This is a genomic window from Alicycliphilus sp. T452 (genome assembly GCF_054512775.1).
In genome coordinates, this window is the sequence record NZ_JBTNEH010000033.1 from 20,322 (window position 1) to 41,309 (window position 20,988).

At 65.6% G+C, this 20,988-nt stretch carries 20 protein-coding genes; 9 read left to right on the plus strand and 11 right to left on the minus strand.

Translation table 11 applies throughout. The features are described from left to right. Window positions 1-9: 9 nt before the first annotated feature. Window positions 10-1,359 (minus strand): glutathione-disulfide reductase, encoded by a 1,350-nt coding sequence (gene gorA / locus ACX12L_RS20775; protein ID WP_459264337.1) that lies wholly within the window; start codon window positions 1,357-1,359, stop codon window positions 10-12. A gap of 161 nt (window positions 1,360-1,520) precedes the next feature. Between gorA and ACX12L_RS20780 the strand changes: the two genes are divergently transcribed. Genes ACX12L_RS20780 through ACX12L_RS20790 form a run of 3 tightly spaced genes read left to right on the plus strand, consistent with a single transcriptional unit; the run spans window position 1,521 to window position 5,199 of the window. Further along, window positions 1,521-1,988 carry a (2Fe-2S)-binding protein gene (locus ACX12L_RS20780; protein WP_459264338.1) on the plus strand — a complete coding sequence of 156 codons (468 nt, stop codon included), beginning with the start codon at window positions 1,521-1,523 and terminating at the stop codon, window positions 1,986-1,988. 33 nt (window positions 1,989-2,021) lie between these two features. After that, window positions 2,022-4,394 carry a xanthine dehydrogenase family protein molybdopterin-binding subunit gene (locus ACX12L_RS20785; RefSeq protein ID WP_459264339.1) on the plus strand — a complete coding sequence of 791 codons (2,373 nt, stop codon included), beginning with the start codon at window positions 2,022-2,024 and terminating at the stop codon, window positions 4,392-4,394. 13 nt (window positions 4,395-4,407) lie between these two features. Then, window positions 4,408-5,199 (plus strand): FAD binding domain-containing protein, encoded by a 792-nt coding sequence (locus ACX12L_RS20790; RefSeq protein ID WP_459264340.1) that lies wholly within the window; start codon window positions 4,408-4,410, stop codon window positions 5,197-5,199. A gap of 156 nt (window positions 5,200-5,355) precedes the next feature. On the opposite strand, the gene ACX12L_RS20795 is transcribed toward ACX12L_RS20790, so the two are convergent. The 8 genes from ACX12L_RS20795 to ACX12L_RS20830 all read right to left on the minus strand — a co-directional run bounded on the left by ACX12L_RS20795 (window position 5,356) and on the right by ACX12L_RS20830 (window position 14,327). Next, on the minus strand, window positions 5,356-8,322 hold the full coding sequence (locus ACX12L_RS20795; RefSeq protein WP_459264341.1) for a Tn3 family transposase: 2,967 nt from the start codon (window positions 8,320-8,322) through the stop codon (window positions 5,356-5,358). A gap of 39 nt (window positions 8,323-8,361) precedes the next feature. Beyond that, window positions 8,362-9,426, minus strand: a complete 1,065-nt coding sequence (locus ACX12L_RS20800) for a permease (protein ID WP_459264342.1) — start codon at window positions 9,424-9,426, stop codon at window positions 8,362-8,364. Between the two features lie 83 nt (window positions 9,427-9,509). Continuing rightward, window positions 9,510-10,796 carry an arsenic transporter gene (locus ACX12L_RS20805; RefSeq protein WP_094069659.1) on the minus strand — a complete coding sequence of 429 codons (1,287 nt, stop codon included), beginning with the start codon at window positions 10,794-10,796 and terminating at the stop codon, window positions 9,510-9,512. 1 nt (window position 10,797) lies between these two features. Continuing rightward, on the minus strand, window positions 10,798-11,271 hold the full coding sequence (locus ACX12L_RS20810; protein WP_459264343.1) for a CBS domain-containing protein: 474 nt from the start codon (window positions 11,269-11,271) through the stop codon (window positions 10,798-10,800). Between the two features lie 10 nt (window positions 11,272-11,281). Beyond that, window positions 11,282-13,042, minus strand: a complete 1,761-nt coding sequence (gene arsA, locus ACX12L_RS20815) for an arsenical pump-driving ATPase (protein WP_179284460.1) — start codon at window positions 13,040-13,042, stop codon at window positions 11,282-11,284. A 20-nt stretch (window positions 13,043-13,062) separates the two neighbouring features. Continuing rightward, on the minus strand, window positions 13,063-13,431 hold the full coding sequence (gene arsD, locus ACX12L_RS20820) for an arsenite efflux transporter metallochaperone ArsD (protein WP_094069656.1): 369 nt from the start codon (window positions 13,429-13,431) through the stop codon (window positions 13,063-13,065). Window positions 13,432-13,473: 42 nt separating this feature from the next. Then, window positions 13,474-13,953: an arsenate reductase ArsC gene (locus ACX12L_RS20825; RefSeq protein WP_094069655.1), complete on the minus strand. Its 480-nt coding sequence runs from the start codon at window positions 13,951-13,953 to the stop codon at window positions 13,474-13,476. Next, window positions 13,950-14,327: an ArsR/SmtB family transcription factor gene (locus ACX12L_RS20830; protein WP_094069654.1), complete on the minus strand. Its 378-nt coding sequence runs from the start codon at window positions 14,325-14,327 to the stop codon at window positions 13,950-13,952. The genes ACX12L_RS20825 and ACX12L_RS20830 overlap by 4 nt, the downstream gene beginning before the upstream one ends. 186 nt (window positions 14,328-14,513) lie before the next feature. Between ACX12L_RS20830 and ACX12L_RS20835 the strand changes: the two genes are divergently transcribed. The 6 genes from ACX12L_RS20835 to ACX12L_RS20860 are packed head-to-tail and all read left to right on the plus strand — an operon-like array spanning window position 14,514 to window position 19,544. Further along, on the plus strand, window positions 14,514-15,077 hold the full coding sequence (locus ACX12L_RS20835; protein WP_003799980.1) for a recombinase family protein: 564 nt from the start codon (window positions 14,514-14,516) through the stop codon (window positions 15,075-15,077). Between the two features lie 44 nt (window positions 15,078-15,121). Beyond that, window positions 15,122-16,036, plus strand: coding sequence for an AAA family ATPase (locus ACX12L_RS20840; protein WP_459264344.1), 915 nt, complete (start codon window positions 15,122-15,124; stop codon window positions 16,034-16,036). Window positions 16,037-16,038: 2 nt separating this feature from the next. Beyond that, a complete protein-coding gene (locus tag ACX12L_RS20845; RefSeq protein WP_459264345.1) occupies window positions 16,039-17,280 on the plus strand; it encodes a vWA domain-containing protein in 1,242 nt (413 codons plus the stop codon). A 13-nt stretch (window positions 17,281-17,293) separates the two neighbouring features. Continuing rightward, window positions 17,294-17,845, plus strand: a complete 552-nt coding sequence (locus ACX12L_RS20850; protein WP_459264346.1) for a CoxG family protein — start codon at window positions 17,294-17,296, stop codon at window positions 17,843-17,845. Between the two features lie 11 nt (window positions 17,846-17,856). Next, window positions 17,857-18,897 (plus strand): XdhC family protein, encoded by a 1,041-nt coding sequence (locus ACX12L_RS20855; protein WP_459264347.1) that lies wholly within the window; start codon window positions 17,857-17,859, stop codon window positions 18,895-18,897. Beyond that, window positions 18,897-19,544: a nucleotidyltransferase family protein gene (locus ACX12L_RS20860; RefSeq protein WP_459264348.1), complete on the plus strand. Its 648-nt coding sequence runs from the start codon at window positions 18,897-18,899 to the stop codon at window positions 19,542-19,544. The genes ACX12L_RS20855 and ACX12L_RS20860 overlap by 1 nt, the downstream gene beginning before the upstream one ends. A gap of 7 nt (window positions 19,545-19,551) precedes the next feature. Here ACX12L_RS20860 and ACX12L_RS20865 read toward each other — a convergent pair whose 3' ends face one another. Further along, window positions 19,552-20,430: a plasmid replication/partition related protein gene (locus tag ACX12L_RS20865; protein WP_459264349.1), complete on the minus strand. Its 879-nt coding sequence runs from the start codon at window positions 20,428-20,430 to the stop codon at window positions 19,552-19,554. Window positions 20,431-20,831: 401 nt separating this feature from the next. Continuing rightward, the coding region (locus ACX12L_RS20870) for an IS3 family transposase (protein ID WP_459264350.1) at window positions 20,832-20,988 on the minus strand (157 nt) is incomplete at its 5' end.

Sequence of the window (20,988 nt, forward strand, 5' to 3'; positions counted from 1 at the left end):
AAGGCGCTCTCAGCGCATCGTCACGAACTCCTCCGCCGCGGTGGGGTGGATCGCCACCGTGTCGTCGAAGTCGCGCTTGGTCGCGCCCATCTTCAGCGCGACGGCGAAGCCCTGGAGGATCTCGTCCATGCCGTGGCCTATGCCGTGGATGCCGACGATCCGCTCGTCCGGCCCCACGCACACGAGCTTCATGCGGGCGCTCTGGCGGTGTCGCGTCACCGCCGAGTACATGGCGGTGAAGGCGGACTGGTACACCCGCACGGCGTCGTCGCCGTACTGCGCCCGGGCCTCGGGCTCGGTGAGGCCGACCGTGCCTATGGGCGGGTGGCTGAACACCACGGAGGGGATGTTGCCGTAGTCCAGGTGCGCGTCGGGCCTGTCGTTGAACAGGCGCTCCGCCAGGCGCCGCCCCGCGGCCACGGCCACCGGCGTCAGCTCGGCTTGCCCGGTGACGTCGCCCACGGCATGGATGCCGGGCACGTTGGTGTCCTGGTACTTGTCCACGCGCACGTGGCCGCGCTCGTCGAGCATGACGCCGGCGGCCTCCGGCCGCAGGCCGGCCGTGTGCGGCGCGCGGCCTATGGCCCAGATGACGCAGTCCGTCGCGTGGCGTTCGCCGTTGGAGAGTTCCAGCGTCAGGCTGCCGTCGGCGTTCTTGCGTACGGCCGTCGGGCTGGCGTGGGTGTGCAGCTGGGGGCCCTCGGCCCGCATTGCTTCCACGAGCGTGTCGCTCAGCAGCGGATCGAAGTTGCGCAGCGGCGCATGCTTGCGCACGAACAGGTGCGTCTGCGAGCCCAGCGCGTTCAGCACGCCGGCCAGCTCCACGGCGATGTAGCCCGCGCCCACGACGGCCGTGCGCCGGGGCAGGGCGGGCAGGGCGAAGAAGCCGTCGGAATCCAGCCCGTGCTCCGCGCCGGGGATGTCCGGGCGGACGGGGCGGCCGCCCGTGGCGATGAGGATGTGGCTGGCCGTCAGCCGCTCTCCGCCGACCTCGATGGTGCGCGCATCGACGAACCGGGCGAAGCCCCGGATCACGTCCACCTTGTTCTTCTCCAGCCCCGCCGCGTACGAGGCGTGGATGCGCCCGATGTAGGCGCTGCGGTTGCGCACCAGGGTGTCCCAGTCGAAGCGGTTGACGGTGGCGTCGAACCCGTAGTCCGGGCCGTATTGCCGGATCGCATCCGCAACCTGCGCGGCATGCCACATGACTTTCTTGGGGACGCAGCCCACGTTGACGCAGGTGCCGCCGAGCTCCCCGGCCTCGATCAGGGCGCACCGCCTGCCGTGCATGGCCGCGCGGTTGACCGAGGCGATGCCGCCGCTGCCGCCGCCGATGACGATGTAGTCGTAGTGTTTCATGGAGCTTTTCCGGCCTTTCGTGCCTGCTGCGCGGGCGCCTTGCCCGGAGTCTATTTGTACTCGGGCACAAGGGTTTTACCCAGGTGCGCCGCGCCTGCAGGTTTCAAGAATGAGAAGCTTGGCTGCCCCACCTTTGCCACGACAACCAGGAGACGCTCGCGATGCAAATCCAACTCAATGTCAATGGCCGCGCCATCACGGCCGACGTGCCGCCCAACACGCTGCTGGTGCAGTTCCTGCGCGAGCACCTGCGCCTGACCGGCACGCACCAGGGCTGCGACACCGCGCAGTGCGGCGCCTGCACGGTGATCGCCGACGGCCGCTCCATCAAGGCCTGCAACGCGCTGGCGGTGCAGATGCAGGGGGCGGACATCACCACCATCGAGGGCCTGGCCGCGGCCGACGGCACGCTGCACCCCATGCAGGCGGCCTTCAAGGAATGCCACGGCCTGCAGTGCGGCTTCTGCACGCCGGGCATGGTGATGAGCGCCGTGGACCTGCTGGCGCACAACCCCCGGGCCAGCGAGGCCGAGATCCGCGAGCAGCTGGAGGGCAACATCTGCCGCTGCACCGGCTACCAGAACATCGTGCACGCGGTGCAGACCGCCCAGAAGGCCCTGGCCGCCTGACGGCCCCGGGCAAAACGCACAAGGAGACATACCATGGGTGCCACTGAATTTGCCAAGCTGCCGCACATCGGCGAATCCGTGAAGCGCAAGGAGGACCTGCGCTTCCTGACCGGCGCGGGCAACTACACCGACGACATCGTGCAGCCGGGCCAGAAATACGCCGTCTTCGTGCGCTCGCCCTACGCGCACGCGAACATCAAGGGCGTGGACACGGCCGCGGCGGCCGCCATGCCCGGCGTGGCCGCCGTCTTCACCGGCAAGGACATCGAGGGCAAGGTGAACGGCCTGCCCTGCGGCTGGCTGATCTCCAACCCCGACGGCAGCCCGATGAAGGAGCCGCCCCACCCGGTGCTGGCCGCAACGAAGGTGCGCTACGTGGGCGACCATGTCGCCATGGTCGTGGCCGACACGCTGGAGCAGGCGAAGAACGCGGCCGAGGCCGTCGCCGTCGATTACGAGGAGCTCGCGCCCGTGATCGACATGCGCACGGCCAGCCAGGGCCCCGCGCTGCACGCCGAGGCGCCCGACAACCACTGCTACAAGTGGACGCTGGGCGACAAGGCGGCCGTGGACGCCGCCTTTGCCGGCGCGGCCCACGTCACCGCGATCGACCTGACGAACAACCGCCTCATCCCCAACGCCATGGAGCCGCGCGCGGCCAACGCCAGCTACAACCGCGCCACCGACGAATACCAGCTCTACGTGGCCAACCAGAACCCGCACGTGGAGCGCCTGCTCATGACCGCCTTCGTGCTCGGCCTGCCCGAGCACAAGGTGCGCGTGATCGCGCCCGACGTGGGCGGCGGCTTCGGCTCCAAGATCTTCCTGTACGCCGAGGACGTGGCGCTGACCTGGGCCGCCAGGCAGCTCAACTGCCCCGTCAAGTGGACGGCCGAGCGCAGCGAATCCTTCGTGAGCGACGCGCACGGGCGCGACCACATCAGCCACGCCGAGATGGCCATGGACAAGGACGGCAAGTTCCTGGCCATGCGCGTGCACACCCACGCCAACCTGGGCGCGTACCTCTCCACCTTCGCCTCGGCCATTCCCACCATCCTGTACGGCACGCTGCTGGCGGGCCAGTACGCCACGCCGCAGATCTACGTGGAGGTCGACGGCTGGTTCACCAGCACCGCGCCCGTGGACGCCTACCGCGGCGCGGGCCGCCCCGAGGCCGCCTACCTGGTCGAGCGCCTGGTCACGCGCTGCGCCTGGGAGCTGGGCCTGTCCCAGGACGAGATCCGCAAGCGCAACTTCATCGCCAGCTTCCCCTACCAGACGCCGGTGGCGCTGCAGTACGACACGGGGGACTTCCACGCCTGCATGAACGCGTCGCAGAAGCTCGCCGACGTGGCCGGCTTCGAGGCCCGGCGCAAGGCCAGCGAGGCCAGGGGCCTCAAGCGCGGCATCGGCTACAGCTGCTACATCGAGGCCTGCGGCCTGGCGCCCAGCAACATCGCCGGCGCCCTGGGCGCGCGCGCCGGCCTGTTCGAGGCCGGCGAGGTGCGCGTGCACCCCACGGGCAGCGTGACGGTGTTCACCGGCTCGCACAGCCACGGCCAGGGGCACGAGACGACCTTTGCACAACTGGTGGCGGCGCGCCTGGGGCTGGACCCGGGCCAGGTGGACATCGTGCACGGCGACACCGGCCGCGTACCCTTCGGCATGGGCACCTACGGCAGCCGGTCGCTGTCGGTGGGCGGCACGGCCATCATGAAGGCGCTGGACAAGATCGAGGCCAAGGCCAAGAAGATCGCGGCCCACCTGATGGAGGCGAGCGATGCCGACATCGAGTTCGCGGGCGGCGAATTCACCGTCAAGGGCACGGACAAGAAGGTCCCCTTCGCCCAGGTGGCGCTTACCGCCTACGTGCCGCACAACTACCCGCTCGACAAGCTGGAGCCGGGCCTGAACGAGACCGCCTTCTACGACCCGACCAACTTCACCTACCCCGCAGGCACCTACATCTGCGAGGTCGAGGTGGACCCGCAGACGGGCGTGGTGCGCGTGGACCGCTTCACCGCGGTGGACGACTTCGGCGTCATCGTCAACCCCATGATCGTCGAGGGCCAGGTGCACGGCGGCGTGGTGCAGGGCATGGGCCAGGCGCTGATGGAGCATGGCGTGTACGACCCCGATTCGGGCCAGCTGCTCACCGGCAGCTACATGGACTACACCATGCCGCGCGCGGCCGACTTCCCCGAGTTCAAGCTCGGCCACGTGTGCACGCCCTGCACGCACAACCCCATAGGCAGCAAGGGCTGCGGCGAGGCCGGGGCCATAGGCTCGCCCCCGGCGGTGATCAACGCCGTGCTCGACGCGCTCAGGCCCCTGGGCGTGACCGACATCGACATGCCCGCCACGCCGCACCGCGTCTGGCAGGCGATCCAGAAAGCCGCAGCCTGAAAGGAGCACTCTCATGTACGCATTCACCTATGAGCGCCCCGCCTCCGAGGCCGACGCGCTGAGGCTCGCCCAGGCCGGCGCCAGGCCGCTGGCCGGCGGCCAGACCCTTCTGGCATCGATGAAGCTGCGCCTGGCCGCGCCCGAGCAGATCGTGGACCTGGGCGCCGTGCCCGAACTGAAGGGCATACGCCGCGATGGCGACGCCCTGGTCATCGGCGCCATGACGCGCCACTGCGACGTGGCCGAGAGCGCCGAGGTGCGCGCCGCCATTCCCGCGCTGGCCGCATTGGCCGGCGGCATCGGCGACAAGCAGGTGCGCGCGCGCGGCACCATCGGCGGATCGGTGGCCAACAACGACCCCGCCGCCGACTACCCCGCCGCGCTGCTCGCGCTGGGCGCCACCGTGCACACCACGGCGCGCGCGATCGCCGCCGACGACTTCTTCCAGGGCCTGTTCGCCACGGCGCTGGAGGAGGGCGAACTCATCACCGCCGTGCGCTTTCCCATCGCGGCGAAGGCCGCCTACGTCAAGTTCGCGCAGCCGGCCTCGCTGTTCGCGCTGATCGGCGTGTTCGTCGCGCAGACGGCCCAGGGCGTGCGCGTGGCCGTGACGGGCGGGGGCAACGGCGTGTTCCGCCACCAGGCGATGGAGAAGGCGCTCGACGCGCGCTTCGCGCCCGAGGCGATCGCCGGCGTGCCGACCGAAGAGGCCGACATGTCCAGCGACCTGCATGCGGGCAGCGCCTACCGTGCCCACCTGGTGGGCGTGATGGCGCAGCGCGCCGTGGCGCGGGCGCTGGCCTGAGGGCCGCGCCGGCCTTCACCCCCGCTCCCTCCGGGAGAGGGCAGGGGTGGGTGGCTTGCTGACTTTTATAGAATTTTCGGGCTGTAACGCTTGTGTATAAAGCGCTGGCAGCTATCAAAAGAAGGGGTCGTCTCAGAAAACGGAAAATAAAGCACGTTAAGCTGGTTGCAGCGGCCGTAGCGACCTGAACTTGCCCGCGCCGATCTTGGCGTTGCTGCGCCAGAGGTAATCGCCAGTCAGGTTGATGTGCTCCCAACCCAGCGGCGACAGATACTGCAATAGAGAATCATCAACGGGCTTGCCGTGGCCACGCAGGGCATTCGCGGCCCGTTCCAGATAAACCGTGTTCCACAGCACGATGGCTGCCGTCACCAGGTTGAGGCCGCTGGCCCGGTAGCGTTGCTGCTCGAAACTGCGGTCGCGGATTTCGCCCAGGCGGTTGAAGAACACGGCACGGGCCAGCGCGTTGCGGGCCTCGCCCTTGTTCAGTCCGGCATGCACACGGCGGCGCAGCTCGACGCTTTGCAACCAGTCCAGGATGAACAGCGTGCGCTCGATGCGGCCCAACTCGCGCAGGGCGACGGCCAGACCATTCTGGCGCGGATAGCTGCCGAGCTTGCGCAGCATCAGCGAGGCCGTCACCGTGCCTTGTTTGATCGATGTGGCCAGCCGCAGGATTTCATCCCAATGGGCGCGGACGTGCTTGATGTTGAGCGTGCCGCCGATCATCGGCTTCAGCGCGTCATAGGCGGTTTCACCCTTGGGAATGTAGAGCTTGGTGTCGCCCAGGTCACGGATGCGCGGCGCGAAGCGGAAGCCCAGCAGGTGCATCAGCGCGAAGACGTGATCGGTGAAGCCCGCCGTGTCGGTGTAGTGCTCCTCGATGCGCAGGTCGGATTCGTGGTACAGCAGGCCGTCGAGCACGTAGGTCGAGTCGCGCACGCCGACATTCACCACCTTGGTGTGGAACGGCGCGTACTGGTCGGAGATGTGGGTGTAGAACGTCCGCCCTGGGCTGCTGCCGTATTTTGGGTTGATGTGGCCGGTACTCTCGGCCTTGCTGCCGGTGCGGAAGTTCTGGCCGTCCGATGACGACGTGGTGCCGTCGCCCCAGTGCTCGGCGAAGGGATGTCGGAACTGCGCGTTGACCAGCTCGGCCAGCGCCGCCCCGTAGGTTTCGTCGCGGATGTGCCAGGCTTGCAGCCAGGCCAGCTTGGCGTAGGTTGTGCCGGGGCAGGACTCTGCCATCTTGGTCAGGCCCAGGTTGATCGCGTCGGCGAGGATCGTGGTCAGCAGCAGGTTCTTGTCCTTGGCCAGGTCGCCCGATTTCAGATGCGCGAAGTGCCGGGTGAAGCCCGTCCATTCGTCCACCTCCAGCAGCAATTCGGTGATCTTGACGTGCGGCAGGGCCATTGCGGTCTGGTCGATCAGGGCCTGCGCGGTGTCGGGCACCGCCGCGTCGAGTGGCGTGATCTTCAGTCCCGATTCGGTGATGATGGCATCCGGCAACTCGTTGGCCAGCGCCATGCGGTTTACGGTGGTGAGCTGCGTTTCCAGCAGCGTCAGCCGTTCATACAGGTACTGGGCGCAATCGGTGGCCACAGCCAGCGGCAATTCGCTGGCCTGCTTGAGACTGGCGAATTTCGCGGGCGGCACCAGGTAATCCTCGAAGTCCTTGAACTGGCGCGAGCCCTGCACCCAGATGTCGCCGGAGCGCAGTGCGTTCTTCATCTCCGACAGCGCGCACAGTTCGTAGTAACGCCGGTCGATGCCGGTGTCGGTCATCACCAGCTTCTGCCAGCGCGGCTTGATGAAGTCGGTCGACGCGTCCGCAGGCACCTTGCGGGCGTTGTCGCTGTTCATGCCGCGCAGCACCTCGATGGCGTCGAGTACGTCCTTGGCGGCAGGCGCGGCCCGCAGCTTGAGCACGCCGAGAAGTTCCGGCGCGTAGCGGCGCAGCGTGGCGTAGCTCTCGCCGATGCGGTGCAAGAAATCAAAGTCATGGGGCTGCGCGAGCGTCTGCGCTTCGGTGACGCTCTCGGCGAAGGCATCCCAGGACATGACGGCCTCGATGGCGGCGAACGGATCACGGCCTGCTTGCTTGGCCTCGATCAGCGCCTGACCGATGCGCCCGAACAGCCGCACCTTGGCATTGATCGCCTTGCCGGATGCCTGAAACTGCTGCTGATGCTTGTTCTTGGCGGCGTTGAACAGCTTGCCCAGGATGCGGTCATGCAGGTCGATGATTTCGTCGGTGACGGTGGCCATGCCCTCGATGGCGAGCGCCACCAGGGTCGCGTAGCGGCGCTGCGCCTCGAACTTAGCCAGGTCCGCGGGCGTCATCTGACCGCCCTCGCGGGCGATCTTGAGCAGCCGATTCTGGTGAACCAAGCGCTCGATGCCCGAAGGCAAGTCGAGGGCGTGCCAGGCTTTGAGGCGTTCGATGTGTTCAAGCATGTGCCGCGAATTCGGCTTGGCCGGTGACTGGCGCAGCCAGGCCAACCAGGTTGTCTTGCCGTTGTCACGGCGCTTGAGCAGATCGTCGAGGCGGCGGCGATGCACGTCCGATAGCGGTTCGGCCAGGGCATCGTAGATGCGCCGGTTGGCGCGGGTAATCGCTTCGGCGGTCGCTCGTTCGACGGCGTTGATGGCAGGCAGAATGACCGACTGCCGCCGAAGATGATCGACCAAGGCGCAGGCCAGCACGACGCCCTTGTCGGTTTGCATGGCCAGCTCAGTCAGCGTGTGGACGGCCTGCCGGTAGTGGCTCATGGTGAACGGCCGGAAGCCAAACACCGTTTGCAATTCGACCAGGTGCTCGCGCCGGGTCTGCTCCCGCTGTCCATACTCGTCCCAGCTTTCGACGCTGACCTTAAGCTGGTCGGCAACATGTTTCAACAAGGGCGGAAACGGCAGCTTGTCGGTGCCAAGGATGACGCCAGGAAAGCGCAAGTAGCAAAGCTGAACGGCGAAGCCCAGGCGGTTGGCCGGGCCGCGCCGCTGCCGAATGATGGACAGGTCGGTGTCGCTGAACGTGTACTGACGAATCAGTTCTTCCTTGGTACCCGGCAATGCCAGCAGGCTGTCACGCTCGGCAATGGACAGGATCGAACGGCGTGGCATGACAGCTCTTCTATCTGTGGCCGAGTAAATCCAGTTTCGCTAAAAAAGAAAGGATACGAGGTAGCCCATAAAAACCGCCATACCCAGAATCACCGTCAGAAACGCCACAATCATCGGTGTCCTGAACATCGACTTCAGCAAGATAACTTCCGTCAGACTAGCGCCTGCGCTACCAATGATAAGGGCAAGTACCGCCCCGATGCCCATACCCTTCGCAAGCAAAACGGAGGCTAAAGGAATCACGGCTTCGGCGCGGATATAGAGCGGTATCCCGATGACCGCACTCAAGAGAATAGCCCAGGGATTATCACCACCGGCATGATCGGCAATCCATTCAGACGGGATGAATCCATAAATGAACGAACCGATCAGGACGCCCAATGCCAGATAGGGCAAAACATCCTTGAACTGCTGCCAGGCCTCCGTGCAAGCGAGGCGCATCCCGGACGGGGCGCTGGAAACCACGGGATCGGCGGAACTGCTCTTTGTGCAGCAAGCTGCCTCGGTCGAAGGTTTGGCGGGAGTACAGCACGATTTAGCTTGCGCGGGAGAAGCGATAGAAACGGGAGGTGTACTTGTGTTGCAGCAAGCTGCTTTTGACGAAACGGGCTCCGCATCCGAAGAGGAACACGTAGACGAGCACTTGCCTTTGGCCCCGGAGTCCTCAATGACATAACGCTCGAATCCCCACTGGTCGAGCAGAAAGCTGGCAATGACCGAAACACTGGCCGCAATGACGGTGTATAGCATCGTCACTTTCCAGCCAAAGGTCACCCACATCAAGCCGACAATAATTGGATTGAGTAAAGGTGAGACAAACAGGAAAGTCAGGGTCGGTCCAAAACCAGCCCTTGCAGACAACAGCCCTCGTAACATCGGGATCGTCGAGCAACTGCAAAAGGGTGTCAGGGAACCTAACGCCGCAGCGATTGCATAGCCTTTTCCGCGCCGGCCTCCGAGCGTTTTCTGGATTTTCTCATCAGGAATTCGTTGCCTTAACCAACTGACGCCGGCACTGATGATCAAAAACAAAACCGAGAGTTCTAACGCCAAGAACAGAAACATCTTTGATGCTTCAATGAGCATCACCGTCCAGTCATTCATTGATGTTATCCAATTTCGTATGCATTTTTGGACAGTTCATTCTTCATCTCGTGAGCATGTCCGCAAACAGCGCTCCGCTCGCATCAAGTGAGACTCAGGCGCAGTGCCAGCGCTGCCAGGGTAGCCGCGAGTACGGGGACGGTCAGCACAACGCCCACCTTGAAGTAATATCCCCATGTGATTGTCATTCCCTTGCGCGCCAGCACATGCAACCAAAGCAGCGTCGCCAGCGAGCCGATGGGGGTGATCTTCGGCCCCAGGTCACTACCAATCACATTGGCGTAGATCATCGCGTCCTTCACCACGCCCGTTGCGCTCGTGGCATCAATGGATAGGGCGCCCACCAGTACCGTAGGCATGTTGTTCATGGCCGAGGACAGGAGCGCTGTGAGGAAGCCAGTTCCAAAGGCGGCGCCCCATACGCCGCCTTGTGCGAAGTAATCCAGCAGCCTTGCGATATGCTCCGTCAGTCCTTGGTTACGCAACCCATAGACCACGAGATACATTCCCAGCGAGAAAACGACGATTTGCCAAGGCGCTTCACGGATCACTTTGCGGGTGCTGATGACATGCCCGCGCGCAGCGACTACGAGCAACAGCAGGGCGCCTGCGGCAGCCACGGCGCTAACCGGCACGCCTAGCGGCTCAAGGCCGAAGAATCCGACCAGCAGCAGGGCCAGAACCACCCAGCCGAAACGAAACGTAGCCACATCGCGAATGGCCTCTTTCGGCTGTTTCAATTGATTCACGTCGTAGCGTGCGGGGATGCTGCGGCGGAAATAGATCGACAGCACGGCCAGAGAGGCAATGATGGCGACAATATTCACTGGAACCATCACCGCAGCGTAGTCATTGAACCCGATATTGAAAAAGTCGGCAGAGACGATGTTAACCAGGTTGGATACGACAAGCGGCAAGCTGGCGGCATCTGCGATGAACCCTGCCGCCATGACGAACGCGAGCGTTGCCGCCGGACTGAACCCCAGTGCCAACAACATGGCCATGACGATTGGCGTGAGAATCAGCGCTGCGCCATCGTTGGCAAAAAGCGCGGCGACGGCTGCACCAAGCAGGATGATCAGCGCAAACAGCAGACGTCCTTTCCCTCCGCCCCAGCGTGCGACGTGCAAGGCTGCCCATTCGAAAAACCCGGCCTCATCGAGTAACAGGCTAATGATGATGATGGCAATGAATGCGGCTGTGGCGTTCCAGACGATCTGCCAGACGACAGGAATGTCACCGAAGTGAACGACACCGGACAGTAACGCCACGACAGCGCCAAGCGTCGCACTCCAGCCAATGCCCAGCCCGCGCGGTTGCCAGATCACCAGAACGATAGTGGCAAGAAAAATCAGTAGGGCAGCAATCACGTCAATTCTCTCTTTTCAGAGGGTTTTCGAGTTCTTTAAGAAGGCTTAAGAGGTCAATCCGGGAGATGACGCCGATCACTTTCCCATCCTCCACGACAGGAAGGGACGTTAAGTGATGGTCCACCATCAGCCGGGCTGCAACGGAGGGATGCATGGCAGGCGCGACGCTGTGCACATCCGTGGTCATTACCTCTGCGGCAGTACGCCCCTCGGCCTTGTCGTGGTGCGACCCCTTTGGACCAAGGAAGGAAACCCAGAAATTCTCCTTCCAGATTGATTCACGGGGTTCAAGCCGTTCGTCCGCTCCCCGGTGAATCAAGTCCTCCGCAGTCACAACGCCGATCAGCCGACCAGCGCCTTCGACCACTGGAACACCATTGATACGATGGGCAAGCAGCAGCCTCGCAATGTCCTCAACCGGTGTGTCAGGTTGAACGGTTACCGGATCGGGCGTCATGAAATTTCGGATCAACATGGTCGATCTCCTATGCTTGAGGATGGATGAGCGCACGCAGTCGTTCTGCACCGATCGGTTCTTCCTTCAGCAGCGGGACAACCGCGTAACGGTCCGCGTGCTGATTCGCCACGGCGCTGATTTCGCGTAGCTCGTTGGCCGCACGCTGACGCAGTAACGGCGACTTGGCCGAAGCTGCCGCCACGCTGGTGTTGATGATCCAGGCCCAGGGCTCGATCCCGGCACGGCGCAAATCAGCTTGCAGGTTGGCGGCCTCCAGTACCGGCGTCGTCTCCGCCAGCGTGACGACGAGTACCTTCGTTTGTTTCGGATCCTGCAATTGCATCATCGGCGTCGTGAAGTGCATGCCGGTCTTGCCCATTTGTCGTGACACTTCGCGGTGATACGCACCCGTCGCGTCGAGCAGGAGCAAGGTGTGCCCGGTCGGGGCCGTGTCCATGACGACGAACTTTTTCCCGGCCTCGCGAATGATGCGGGAGAACGCCTGGAAGACCGCAATCTCTTCCGTGCAGGGCGAACGCAGATCTTCTTCCAACAGCGCACGGCCTTCGGCATCGAGTTGAGCGCCCTTGGTTTCCAGGACGTGCTGGCGATAGCGCTCGGTCTCGGCACGCGGATCGATTCGGCTTACGGTCAGATTATCGAGCGAGGACTCCAGGGTGTCGGTCAAGTGGGCAGCAGGATCGGAGGTCGTCAGATGCACCGGCAAGCCGCGATGCGCCAATTCGACCGCGATGGCGGCCGCCAGGGTCGTCTTGCCTACACCACCTTTGCCCATCAACATGACCAGCCCGTGTCCATCCGCCGCGATGCCGTCGATCAGGTCGGCCATGCCGGGCTCGTCGAGTTCGATCGGGGAATCAACCGCTGCGGGTGCTTGTGGAGGAAGGTCGGTCAGCAACTGCCGCAGTGCTTCAAGGCCGACGAGATTGAAGGGCTTGAGTTCTACATGATCACGCGGAAGCGCAGTCAACGTAGTCGGGATGTTCTTCAGCGCCGTTTGTTCCCGTTCGTGGATTGCTGCGGCCAGCGGGTCGGTAGCGGCTTCGACGTGCGGCAGGATGCCGTTGATGACGAGATGTTGCTGTTTGAGGCCTATGGCTGCCAGTTCTTCGTGGGTTCGGGCTACCTCGCGCAAGGTCGCCTGCTGGGCGCGAGCGACCAGCACCAGACGGGTTTGCAGCGGATCGGCCAAGGCTTCAACAGCCGCCTTGTACTGGTTCCGCTGCTTTTCCAGACCGGCCAGCGGGCCTAGGCACGAGGCATCGCCCTTGCCGGCTTCCAGGAAACCGCTCCACGCGCCCGGCAGTTGCAGCAAGCGGATGGTGTGGCCGGTAGGTGCCGTATCAAAGATGATGTGTTCGTAATCAGCCGTGAGTGCCGCGTTGGTCAGTAGCGCAGTGAACTCGTCAAATGCGGCGATTTCGGTAGTGCACGCGCCGGACAACGATTCTTCGATGCCCTTCACCACGTCATCAGGAAGCACGCCGCGGACCGGGCCGACCAGGCGCTCGCGATAGGCACTGGCCGCTGCCTCGGGATCAATCTCCAGAGCAGAAAGACGTGGAACTGCCGGAATCGGTGTGACGCGATTACCAATATCGACACCAAATACCTGCCCGACGTTGGATGCCGGGTCAGTACTAACCAGGAGGACGCGCTTTCCGGCTTCGGCCAACTGAATGGCCGTGGCGCAGGCAATCGAGGTTTTGCCGACGCCACCCTTGCCCGTGAAAAACAAAAAGCGGGGAGGAATTTGCAGGAATTTCATCATTATTTTCTCCATGTTGTTCAGCAGCAGCCACGCGGGCCGGAGCAGCAACCGCCCGTCGCCGGTTTGGCGGCATCTGCAGGTTGATCAATGCCGATCCAGAGGGCCAATTCAGCCCGCTTTGGATAACGCCCCGCGAGGGCCACTTCACCATCGACCAGGATCAGTGGCAGAGCATCCTGACCGGAGCGCTGCAAAAATCCTTTTACGGTCGCATTGTCGGCAAACATCTGTGGCTGCTGCGCCAGGTTGTAGCGCTCGATGTACGCGCCGTTCTGCTTCGCCCAATCGACATCAGCGGCAAAAGTCACCAGGGCTTGGTCAACATCCACGCCGCAGACGCCGGTGCTGCAACACAGCGATGGGTCAAACACTTCGATCCTCTTCATTTAAAACCTCCATCAAGTATTGAAATAACAGTCAAATAAAAACTACGCTGAAAGCGCTCCAATCCGATCCAGTTCCACCTTCAAGCGTGTCCGGTCGTGTACAAGTTGCTCCAACGGCAGCGCGAGGAAGGCTTCGATGCGACGTCGCAAGATACGGTAGGCCGTCGTGAACGCGGCTTCGATTTCCGCTTCGGTCCCTGTGGCATGAGCGGGATCGTCAACACCCCAATGCGCACGCAGTACCGGACCAAGGTAAGCCGGACAGGTTTCTCCTGCGGCGTTCGAGCAGACCGTAATGACCACATCCGGGACCAGCGGCAAGTTCTCCCACGACTTGCTGCGCAGTCCATCTGTGGCGATGCCTTCACGTGCCAAGAGCGCTAGAGAGCGTGGGTGAACAGTCCCGGTTGGTTGACTGCCCGCACTCATCGCTTTCCAACCCGTTGGAGCTAGGTGGTTGAAAGTTGCCTCGGCCAGGATGGAACGGCAGGAGTTACCGGTGCAAAGAAACAGAATATTCATGTTGTCGCTTTCGCTAGGGTGGGTGACAGTGGCGGCAATAGTTCCTCGACACATTTCGAGGCAGCACGCATTTCAACGCATTGCGCGGGGCTGCCCGAACAGCATTCTTCGGTGAGGTACGCGATTAAATCCAGCATCAACGGGATGTCCGCGCGGTAGCGCTGGAAGCGGCCCTCCTGCTCTACTGTCACCAAGCGAGCTTGTGACAACGCCTTTAGGTGAAAGGAGAGGTTGGCCGGAGGCACGTCCAGCGCGGTGGCGATCTCGCCTGCCACCATGCCTTCCGGCCCCTTCTTGACTAGCAGTCTGAACACATCCAGACGCAGCCCCGATGAGAGGGATTCAAAAATTGATGTTGCGGTTTGCTTTTCCATATTCAAATAATACTACAACTATCAAAATGATTCAACCATCCCGTCGCGTCCGATTAGGCTATGCCCTAACCGGACGTCAGGACAGCCTACCCAGAAACGTCCGGATAGACTCCATCGCTTAATTTATTGACACAAGCTGCGCAAGGTCATAGATTTATTCCTGACACTTTTCTGTTTGGGGGCATCTTGCAAGGTCAACGTATCGGCTACGTCCGGGTCAGCAGCTTCGACCAAAACCCGGAGCGGCAACTGGAACAGGTCGAAGTCGGAAAGGTATTCACCGACAAGGCATCGGGCAAGGACACCCAGCGCCCGGAACTTGACTCGCTGCTGGCCTTCGTGCGCGAAGGAGATACGGTGGTGGTGCACAGCATGGATCGCTTGGCCCGCAACCTCGATGACCTGCGCCGCCTTGTGCAAAAGCTGACCAGGCGCGGTGTGCGCATCGAGTTCGTCAAAGAATGCCTGACCTTCACCGGTGAGGATTCGCCGATGGCGAACTTGATGTTGTCGGTCATGGGCGCGTTCGCCGAGTTCGAGCGAGCATTGATCCGCGAACGGCAGAGGGAAGGCATCGCGCTCGCCAAACAGCGCGGAGCTTACAGGGGCCGCAAGAAAGCGCTTTCGCCCGAACGCGCCGCTGAACTTCTGCAACGCGTCAAGGCCGGCGAACAAAAGGCAAAGCTGGCCCGTGAATTTGGCATCAGCCGCGAAACGTTGTACCAGTACCTGCGCGAAATTGGAGCTTAACGTGCTTAATTTTCCGTTTTCTGAGACGACCCCAAGAAGAGTCCATGAACGCATCCACGCCCCCCTGCGCCTGCAACTCCATCGACGAACTGGCCGCGGCGCTGCAGGCCGTGGGCTACTTCGCCGACCGGCGCCTGGCCACGGCAGTGTTCCTGGCGCTCAAGCTCCAGCGCCCGCTGCTGCTCGAAGGCGAGCCCGGTGTGGGCAAGACCGAGCTGGCCAAGGCCCTGGCCCAGGCCTTGGGGCGCCAGCTGCTGCGCCTGCAGTGCTTCGACGGCATGGAGCAGCGCGAGGCGCTGTACGAATGGAACTACGCCGCGCAGCTGCTGCACCTGCGGGCCAACGAGGGCACGGCCAGCGCCAGCGCGCTGGAGCAGGAGGTCTACCAGCCGCGCTACCTGGTGCGCCGCCCGCTGCTGCAGGCGCTGGAGGCGCTGGAGCCCGGCGCGCTGCTGTTGATCGACGAGGTGGACCGCGCCGACGAGCCCTTCGAGGCCTTCCTGCTCGAATACCTGGGCGAATACCAGGTCAGCATTCCCGAGCTGGGCACGATACGCGCCGCTGTGCCGCCGGTGACCATACTGACGAGCAACCGCACGCGCGAGCTCAACGACGCGGTCAAGCGCCGCTGCCTGTACCACTGGCTGGACTACCCCGGGCGCGAGCGCGAGCTGGCCATCGTGCACGCCCTCGTGCCGCAGGCGGGGCAGCGGCTTGCCGCGCAGGTGGCGGCGTTCGTGCAGCAGCTGCGCAGCAGCCCCTGCGCCGACCGCTTCCAGCGCGCCCCGGGCATCGCCGAGACGGTGGAGTGGGCGCGCGCGCTGGTCGCGCTCGATACCCTGGTGCTCGACCCCGAGGTGGTGGCGGACACCGCCGGCATCCTGTTCAAGCAGCGCGACGACGTGGCGGCGCTCGATGCGGCGCTGGCGCGCGATGTGCTGCAGGCCGCGCAGGACTGAGCATGACAATATCCACCAGCCCCGCCACGCCGCGGCGCGCCCCGCAGCTGGGCGATGCGCGCAGCGGCAAGCTCGCGGCCAACCTGGTGGCCTTCGGCCGGGCGCTGCGCCGCGCCGGCGTGCCCGTCGACGGCGCGCGCATCGCCCTGGCCCAGCAGGCCATCGAGGCCGTGGGCGTGGCGCGCCGCGAGGACATGGCCGCCGCGCTGGAGGCGGTGCTGCTCAGCCGCGCGCAGGACCGCGCGGTGTTCGCCGAGCTGTTCGACGCCTTCTTTCGCGACCCCGAGCTCGCGCACAAGCTGCTCGCGCAGATGCTGCCGCGCGCCGAGGGCCGTGCCGAGCCGCCGCGCCAGCGCCCCCGCGTGCGCGAAGCGCTGGCGCCCCCGAAGCCCCAGGCACAGCAGGCTGCGGGCCCCGACCAGGCGGTGGACCTGGACGCCGCCATGACCGCCGGCGCCGCCGAGCGGCTGCGGCATGCCGACTTCAACCTGCTCAGCGCCAGCGAATACCGCCTGGTCGAACGCCTGGTGCGGGACATCCCGCTGCCGCTGCCCAGCGTCGCGTCGCGGCGCACGCGCGGCGGCGAGCGCGGCGCGCGCGTCCACTGGGCGCGCACGCTGCGCCGGGCGGCGCGCAGCGGCGGCGACCTGGTCTCGCTCGCGCGCCTGCGGCGCAGGCGCCAGCCGCTGCCGCTCTTGCTGCTGGTGGACGTGTCGGGCTCCATGGAGCGCTACGCGCGGCTCCTGCTCGCCTTCCTGCATGCCGCCACGGCGCGCACGCGGCTGGACGGCGCGAACCTGCGCGTGCGCCGCGACGTGTTCGCCTTCGGCACCGCTCTGACCGACCTCACGCCCGCGTTCGCGCAGGCCGACACCGACGCCATGCTGGCGGACGCGGGCCGCGCCATCCACGACTTCGCCGGCGGCACGCGGCTGGGCGACAGCCTGGCGCAGCTGCGCCAGCGGCATGGGCGCCGCCTGGTGGGCCGGCGCACGCTGGTGCTGATCGTCAGCGACGGGCTCGACACCGGCGAACCCGGCGCGCTGGCCGAGGAGCTCGCATGGCTCGGGCGCCGCTGCCGCCGCATGCTGTGGCTCAACCCGCTGCTGCGCTTCGATGGCTACGCGCCCAGCGCGCGCGGCGCGGCGCAGCTGCATCGCGCCTGCGACGGCATGCTGGCCGTCCACAACGTGAGCAAACTGCAGGAACTGGCGGGCGCCATCGCCGCCCTGCTCGAACGATGAAGGAGACCGCACCATGGACATGCAAGGCGCACGCCAGCTCGCCATCGGCCAGCAACAGGCCTGGGATGCATTGAACGACCCCGGGGTGCTGAAGATCTGCATCCCCGGCTGCGACAGCATCGAGGCCACGGGCGAGGGCGCCTACGCCCTCGTCAACGCGATCAAGGTCGGCCCCGTGGCCGCCAAGTTCAAGAGCGCCATCCATCTGGCCGACGTGAACGCCCCGCACGGCTACACGCTCAACTTCGAGGGCAACGGCGGGGTGGCCGGCTTCGGCAAGGGCAGCGCCCGGGTCACGCTCACGCCCCAGGAAGAGGGCTGCGAGCTCGCCTACACGGTGCACGCCACCGTGGGCGGCAAGATCGCCCAGGTGGGCCAGCGCCTGATCGACGGCGTGGCCAGGTCCATGGCCGAGAGCTTCTTCAAGCGCTTCGACGAGGAGATGCAGCGCCGCCACGGCCCGCCGCCCGAAGAAGCCGGGGAGGCCGGGGAGAAGCCCGGCGCGCTCAAGAAGATGTGGTCCCGGCTCAAGGGCGGCGACAAACCCGCCGCCGACGGGGATTGAGAGGGCACGCCATGGAAAACATCGACGTCACCGTGCTGCGCGCGCTGCGCGACTGGCGGCAGGCGGGCCACGGCGCCATCCTGGCCACGGTGGTGCGCACCTGGGGGTCGTCGCCCCGGCCGGTGGGCTCCATCATGGCGCTGCGCGATGATGGCGCCGTGACGGGCTCGGTCTCGGGCGGCTGCGTCGAGGACGACATGATCGCCCGCTACACCCAGCCGGGCGTGGCCGACGCGCTGCCGCACGCCGGGCCGCCGCAGTTCGCCAAGTACGGCGTCACGGCCGACGAGGCGCACCGCTTCGGCCTGCCCTGCGGCGGCACGCTGGAACTGCTGATCGAGTTCGACCCCGACGCCGCGAGCCTTGCGGCGCTGGTGGATCGGCTCGATGCCGGGCAGCTGGTGCAGCGCAGCGTGCGCCTGGCCGACGGCGGCGTCGCGCTGACGCCCGCGCAGGCGCCGGCCGAACTGGTGCTGGACGCGCAGCAGCTGGTCAACACCTTCGGGCCCGAGTACCGCATGCTCATCATCGGCGCCGGGCAGATGAGCGAGTACCTGGCCACGATGGCGCTGTTCTGCGGCTTCGCCGTTACCGTCTGCGACCCGCGCGAGGAATACCGCAGCGGCTTCGCCGTGCCTGGCGCGCGCCTGCTCGCCACCATGCCCGACGACACCGTCGCCGCGTTCGCCCCCGACGCGCGCTCGTGCGTCGTGGCGCTCACGCACGACCCCAAGCTCGACGACCTGGCGCTCCTGCAGGCGCTGGAGACGCCCGCGTTCTACATCGGCGCCATCGGCAGCCGGCGCAACAACCAGGCGCGCCGCCAGCGCATGATCGAGCACCTGGGTCAGACCGGGGAAAGCCTGGCGCGCCTGCGCGGGCCCGTCGGCATCTACATCGGCAGCAAGACGCCGCCCGAGATCGCGGTGAGCATCATGGCCGAGGTGCTGGCGGTGAAGAACGGCGTGGCGTTGCCGCCCGGCGTGGACGTGGCGCACGTCAAGGACAGCCAGGGCCTGGCGGGGCCGGGCTCCGCATGCCTGGCCGGCTGATGCGAGCGCGTCCGCAGCGCATCGGCGCGGTGCTCATGGCCGCGGGGGCGGGGCGGCGCATGGGCCATGTCCCTAAGAGCCTGCTGCGCCGCGACGGCGAGCCGCTGCTGCTGCGCCAGATCCGCCTGCTGGCCGAGGCCGGCGTGGACGAGGCCGTGGTCGTGCTGGGCCACCACGCACAGCGGCTGGAGCCGGTGCTGCGGCAGGCGGGCCCTGCGCCGCGGGGCATGGCGCTGCGCTGGGTCGCCAACCCCGCGCCCGACGAGGGCCCGGGTGCATCCCTGCGCTGCGGCCTGGCCGCGCTGCCCGACGGCCTGGCGACGCTGCTGGTGGTGCTGGCGGACCAGCCGCTGCTGGAGCTTCAGGATGTGCAGGCCATGCTGGCCGCGTGGCGCGTGCGCGCCGCGGGCGTTGAGCTGGCCGTGCCCCAGCACGCGGGCCAGCCGGGCCACCCGATCGTGTTCGGCCCGCTGGTGCGCGGCCAGGTGTTGCGGGCGCAGGGCGGCGCGGGCGTGCGCGAATGGCGGCGCGCCCATGGCGACCGGGTGCAGATGGTGCCGCTCGCGCATGCGCGCTGCACCACCGACGTGGATACGCCGGACGACGTGCAGCGGCTGGGCCGGGACTTCGGCGTGTGGCTGGAGTAGTGGCTGGTCAGCCCTGCTCGGCCAGCAGGTCCTGCAGGGCCTTGACCTGCTGGCGCAGGCGCTCGTTCTCGGCCTCCAGCTCGGCCACGCGCTGGCGCAGCGCGTCGGGCGATGCGGCGGGGCCGTCGCCCTCCTGCGCGGTGGCGGGGGTCTCGGCCTTGGGCTTCTTCCTGGCATCGCGCACGCGGCGCGCGGCCTGCTTGAGCTCCTGCGCGCCGCCCGCGGCCATGCTCTTCTGCTCATCCACGGGCAGGGTGGCGACCACGGCGGCGGCGTTCAGGGACAGCTCGCCCGACTTCACGGCGGCCACCACCTCGGGCGCGGCGTTCTGGTGTATGGCCTCGATCATCTTCACCTGGGCGGCGGTCAGCCGCGCGGCGCGGGCCAGGGCCTCGCGCGTGTCGAGCGCGTCCTCGGGCACCTTGGGCACGCTCGCCAGGGCCTTGGCCACGACGGGGTCGGTGTCGCCTTCCCAGGGAGCCTGCGCCTCGGGCGATTGCCCGGCCTCGGCCTTGGCGGCCACCACGGCCGCGGCGGCGGCCGCGCGGCGCTCGGCAATGATCTCGCGCTTGCGCAGCGCCAGCACGCCGCGTTGGAACTCCGACACGCTGCGCCGGCCCAGGTGCTGGTCGATCATCCACAGGTGCACGTCTTCCATGTTCTGGAAGCGCGTGTTCTGCACGGTCTGGAACGGCAGGCCGTGCTTGGTGCACAGCCGGTAGCGGTTGTGGCCATCGACCAGCACGTTGCCCCACAGCACCAGCGCGTCGCGGCAGCCCTCGGCCAGCAGGCTGCGCTCCAGCGCCTCGTTCTCGTCGGGGGTCAGGGGGTCGATGTAGGCCTGCAGCTCGGGCAGGACGGTGATGTCGGTGGAGGGGGAGGCCATAGCGGTCGAAAGAAAAAGGCCTCTGTGGGCCTTGGCAAAGTGCAACGGTGAAAAAAGGCCGCCGGAGAGCGGCGGTGCTGCAGCACTGCGTATTGTCCCTCAGACGCTTGGCCTTGGCCTGCGGCCGGATTTTGGAGTGTTTTCGGGGATTTGTACTCTCCCGAAAATGATATTTTGCTATCTAGATTATAGCAAATGATTGATGGGTCCGGTTGCCTGCACTGTAGCACTGGGCGTAGAAATTACGGACGCTAGGCCCGCGCAACCTTGCTGGCAACAGGTTTGAATGTTGCCAATTGAAACATATATCGAACCAAATCAAACAGGGCAGGAGACCAAAGGTGCCGGGCATTGATTGAATGAACTTGCCTCGTTTCCACGGACGGTTATCGGCTTGATTCTCAAGCCGGGATTTGATCTTCCTCGTTGATCTCCGTTGCCGGACGCACCTCAGCGACGATGCGGCTCTCGAACTCCACGGGTGAGTGGTAGCCCAGCGCAGAGTGACGCCGGCGCGGGTTGTACCAACCCTCGATGTAGCTGAACAGCGCGGCCTTC